The sequence below is a fragment of the uncultured Parvibaculum sp. genome (genome assembly GCF_963975745.1).
In the GTDB taxonomy this organism is placed as follows: domain Bacteria; phylum Pseudomonadota; class Alphaproteobacteria; order Parvibaculales; family Parvibaculaceae; genus Parvibaculum.
The window spans coordinates 1-4684 of record NZ_CAXBIB010000035.1; the positions used below are offsets into that span (position 1 = coordinate 1).

Annotated in this window: 4 protein-coding genes and 1 tRNA gene; 3 read left to right on the forward strand and 2 right to left on the reverse strand. The window is 60.7% G+C overall.

Annotated elements, in window-relative coordinates:
- The first annotated feature begins 68 nt into the window (after nucleotides 1-68).
- Nucleotides 69-2237, forward strand: a complete 2169-nt coding sequence (gene katG / locus AAC071_RS16575; protein ID WP_339834779.1) for a catalase/peroxidase HPI — start codon at nucleotides 69-71, stop codon at nucleotides 2235-2237.
- Nucleotides 2238-2336: 99 nt separating this feature from the next.
- On the opposite strand, the gene AAC071_RS16580 is transcribed toward katG, so the two are convergent.
- Nucleotides 2337-2813, reverse strand: coding sequence for an Imm1 family immunity protein (locus AAC071_RS16580; protein ID WP_339834782.1), 477 nt, complete (start codon nucleotides 2811-2813; stop codon nucleotides 2337-2339).
- Nucleotides 2814-3116: 303 nt separating this feature from the next.
- Here AAC071_RS16580 and AAC071_RS16585 point away from each other — a divergent pair, with 303 nt between their 5' ends.
- Nucleotides 3117-3845, forward strand: a complete 729-nt coding sequence (locus AAC071_RS16585; RefSeq protein ID WP_339834785.1) for a Rossmann-like fold-containing protein — start codon at nucleotides 3117-3119, stop codon at nucleotides 3843-3845.
- The gene (locus tag AAC071_RS16590; RefSeq protein WP_339834788.1) at nucleotides 3842-4414 is read left to right on the forward strand and encodes an alpha-ketoglutarate-dependent dioxygenase AlkB; all 573 of its coding nucleotides are present in this window, start codon (nucleotides 3842-3844) and stop codon (nucleotides 4412-4414) included. Before AAC071_RS16585 ends, AAC071_RS16590 begins: the two co-directional genes overlap by 4 nt.
- Nucleotides 4415-4592: 178 nt before the next feature.
- Here the strand turns inward: AAC071_RS16590 and AAC071_RS16595 are convergent.
- Nucleotides 4593-4682 (reverse strand) — tRNA-Ser (locus AAC071_RS16595).
- Nucleotides 4683-4684: the final 2 nt, after the last annotated feature.

A 4684-nucleotide genomic window follows, 5' to 3' on the forward strand; every position in this document is an offset into this window, starting at 1 on the left:
GATTTTAATTAAAATAGTTATAATCGGATATCGCCCCCCCCCCCCCGCGCGAAAAGGAGGAACGGCAGATGAGCAAGACAGAAGGCGGCAAGTGCCCGGTCATGCATGGCGGCGCCACATCCGCAAGCATGGGCACCATGAACGAGGATTGGTGGCCGAACGCCCTCAATCTCGACATCCTTCACCAGCATGACAGCAAGACCAATCCGCTGGGCAAGGATTTCAACTATCGCGAAGAGCTGAAGAAGCTCGACGTTGCGGCGCTGAAGAAGGACATGCATGCGCTGATGACGGACAGCCAGGACTGGTGGCCGGCCGACTGGGGCCATTATGGCGGGTTGATGATCCGTCTCGCCTGGCACTCGGCGGGTTCCTATCGTCTCGCCGACGGGCGCGGCGGCGGCGGCGCCGGCAATATCCGTTTCGCGCCGCTGAATTCCTGGCCGGACAATGGCAATCTCGACAAGGCGCGGCGCCTGCTCTGGCCGCTCAAGAAGAAATACAGCAACAAGGTCAGCTGGGCCGACCTGATCATCCTGGCCGGCACCATCGCCTATGAATCGATGGGCCTGAAGACCTTCGGCTTCGGCTTCGGCCGCGAGGACATCTGGCACCCCGAAAAAGACACCTATTGGGGCGCAGAGAAGGAGTGGCTCGGCCGCGGCCGCTATGAAAGCGACGACAAGCCGACATCGCTCGAGAACCCGCTCGCCGCCGTGCAGATGGGCCTGATCTACGTCAATCCCGAAGGCGTGGGCGGCAAGCCCGACCCGCAAAAGACCGCGCTCGAAGTGCGCGAAACCTTCAAGCGCATGGCGATGGACGACGAGGAAACCGCAGCGCTGACCTGCGGCGGCCATACCGTCGGCAAGGCGCATGGCAATGGCGATGCCGCCAATCTCGGACCGGCGCCGGAAGGCGCCGAACTCGAGGATCAGGGCTTCGGCTGGCTCAACAAGAAGGCGCGCGGCGTCGGCAACCAGTCGGTGACGAGCGGCCTCGAAGGCGCCTGGACCACCGAGCCGACCAAATGGGACATGGGCTATTTCAAGCTGCTCTTCGGCTATGACTGGGAACTGAAGAAGTCCCCGGCCGGCGCCTGGCAGTGGGAACCGGTCAACATCAAGGAGGAAGACAAGCCGCTCGATGCCGAGAACCCGTCGGTGCGTCACAATCCGATCATGACCGATGCCGACATGGCCATGAAGGTCGACCCGATCTACAACAAGATCTGCCAGAAGTTCATGTCGGATCCCGACTACTTCGCCGACACCTTCGCCCGCGCCTGGTTCAAGCTGACCCATCGCGACATGGGCCCGAAGGCGCGCTATGTCGGCCCCGACGTGCCGAAGGAAGAGCTGATCTGGCAGGACCCGGTTCCGGCCGGCCGCACCGACTACGACGTTGCCGCCGTCAAGGCGAAGATCGCCGCAAGCGGTCTCTCCACCGGTGAAATGGTGGCGACCGCCTGGGACAGCGCCCGTACCTGGCGCGGCTCGGACATGCGCGGCGGCGCCAATGGCGCGCGCATCCGCCTTGCGCCCCAGAAGGACTGGGAAGCCAACGAACCGGCGCGGCTGAAGAAAGTGCTGGCGAAGCTCGAACCGATCGCCAAGGAAACCGGTGCCAGCATCGCCGACGTCATCGTGCTGGCCGGCAATCTCGGCGTCGAGCAGGCGGCGAAGGCGGCGGGCGTCAATGTGACGGTGCCCTTCGCGCCCGGCCGCGGCGACGCGACCGACGCGCAGACGGATGCTGAATCCTTCGACGTGCTGGAACCGGCGGCCGATGGCTACCGCAACTTCCTGAAGAAGGATTATGCGGTGACGGCAGAAGAGCTGATGCTCGACCACACGCAGCTTCTCGGCCTGACTGCGCATGAAATGACAGCACTTGTCGGCGGCATGCGCGTGATCGGCACCAACCATGGCGGCACCAGGCACGGCGTCTTCACCGATCGTGAAGGCGCGTTGACGACCGACTTCTTCGTCAACCTGACCGACATGGCCTACAAGTGGGAGCCGAAGGGCAAGAACCTCTACGAGATCGTCGACCGCAAGAGCGGCAAGACGAAATGGACGGCGACCCGCGCCGACCTGGTCTTCGGTTCGAACTCGGTGCTGCGTGCTTATGCCGAAGTCTATGCGCAGGACGACGCGAAGGAGAAGTTCGTGAAGGACTTCGTGGCGGCCTGGGTCAAGGTGATGAACGCCGACCGCTTCGACCTCGCGGCCTGACACTCTCGTTGAGCCGGACAAGAACGCGCCGCCCCCGGATCATCCGGGGGCGGCGTTTGTGTTTGGGGGTGGAGCGTTGCAGAGAAAAATGACGTGCCTTCATGGCGCGGGAAACGTTCCGGCCGGGAGCGCATTCTCCTCAACCCATGCAATGCCTTTCGGCCTTTCGCCATCCGTCTCGATGAATTCCTTCACAGCCTCCCAAGCGTCTTGATAAGGAATGAACAGGCCGACCGGCAACAGCGTGTCGTGAAGGTTGCGCACATGCTCGCCGAGACGCGAAAGGTCGCCCATCGAATAGAATGTTTCGCTGTGGCCACCCCCCGACTTCCGCCAGGTGAACTGCACGCCCAGTTCGGGATGTCCCCACATGTCGAGATAGACCGTGATACGGCGCCGGTCGGCCGGCCCGAAATGGCCGGTGCCGTCGACACCTTCCGCCGTCAACCCGCCACTGTCGTTGCGCGTCTCGAAGAACCACCGCTTTCCGGGAGGCGCGAGAAAATAGCGCTCGATCTCGGCCGGTTCGGGCCATCCTTCGCGAAAGCGGGAGGCAAAATAGCTATGCTTTCTCATGCTCCTGTCACTCCCAAAAGCCGTCTCGCATGGTCCGCCTGGCACCATTTGGCCCGACAAACGTAACGGTCGGATTGCCCAGCTCCAATCCAAGTCGCGGAAGGACCGTTTCGCAACTTCGGCACATCGGACGGTCGGTATGCACTTCGAAGCGCTGCCCTGCCACACGTTCCTATCACAGGGCCGAATCTATCCGGGATTGAAGCTGATTTGACGACTTATCCCCCCACATTGCCGGTCCCGCATAATTGTTAGTCCCGCACTGAACAAAGTGTGAGTGCGACCTTATGGAGGACCCCGACAGTGTTGCAAAATGGCTGTTTTGACTATCGAGTCAGCGCTCGTGATCTCGCATGGCTGAAACTAAAGCATGCCATACTGAGACTAAAACGAGCACTCGATCGAGACGAACCTTTCGATTTCCTCGGGCGCACCGGAAATGGAGAATTGCTGCTGGTTGGCGAAGGAAATTTGAGTTTCTCGGCCGCTCTTCTGCACCGCAAACCTCAGCTAGGTAAGAGAATCACTGCCACCACGTTCGAAACCGAAACATCTTGGAACAGACGAACATCTGGAAACGCTAGTTTTCTCCGACAGATGGGGGCCCGAGTACATGGTTCCGTCGACGCAACGAAGCTGGAGGACCACGTTCGCAACAAATTATTCGAGTTGATTGTCTTCCAATTCCCAAACGTTGCCAGCCGCGTTCCGCGCTACGGGCGCAATCCAAATCATATTTTGATCAAGAAGTTCTTGCGAAGCGCATCACGTCATCTGACCTCCTCCGGATGTGTTGCCGTTACAGTGGTCAACAGCTCGTTTTACGACGGGGCATTTGACATGGATGGAGCAGCGAAAGACAGTGGATTGGAGAACCCCGTTGCTCATCCCTTTTTCTTTGCCGACTACCCAAATTATTCCCACGTCAATACGCTGACTGACGACAGCGCCATCGAGAAATCAGCTGATTGTGTGACATTCGTCTTTAACTCGAAAACACGACGTGGTGTTTTGGAGACTGCTCCACAATGAAAGCCAAAATGCTACCGCCAGGCACAATCTATCTACCGGACTTCGTCACCGCGAAGGAGGAACACGAAATCGTCGGCGCGCTCGACGCCGGCGAATGGAACGCCGAGATGAAGCGGCGCGTGCAGCATTTCGGCTGGCGCTACGACTACCGCGCCCGGGCGGTGACCGCCGACGCCTTTCTGGGCGCCCTGCCCGACTGGCTGTCGCCGGTCTGCGCGCGGCTCGAGGGCGAAACCGAATTCGGGCGCCGGCCGGATCAGATGATCGCCAATGAATATCTGCCGGGACAGGGCATCAGCGCGCATGTCGATTGCGTGCCCTGCTTTGCCGACAGGGTTGCATCGCTGAGCCTGCTGTCGGCCTGCGAGATGCAGTTTCGTCACGGCGCGAGCGGCGAAAACCGCGCGCTCCTTCTCGAACCGCGCGCGCTGCTGATCCTGACCGGCGCGGCGCGCTACGACTGGACGCATGAAATCCCGGCACGCAGGACCGACACTATCGACGGCGAGAAACGACCTCGCGAGCGGCGTGTTTCGATGACGTTTCGGAATGTGCTGAGAGGCGGGTGAAAGAGCGGGGTGGGATTGGCGAAAACAGGCATTGGCCTGTTTTCGTCCTTGGCCTGACGGCCGGCGGATCGAGCGGCCGAGCCGCTCGCCCCAAAACGCTGGCGCGTTTTGTCGAACATGGGTTCTTTCCGCCCGCTCTTCCGCCATTAAAAAGGCCCCCGGAAGGGGGCCTTTTTAATGGCGGAGAGGGTGGGATTCGAACCCACGGTACCCTTGCGAGTACGCCGCATTTCGAGTGCGGTACTTTCAACCACTCAGCCACCTCTCCGC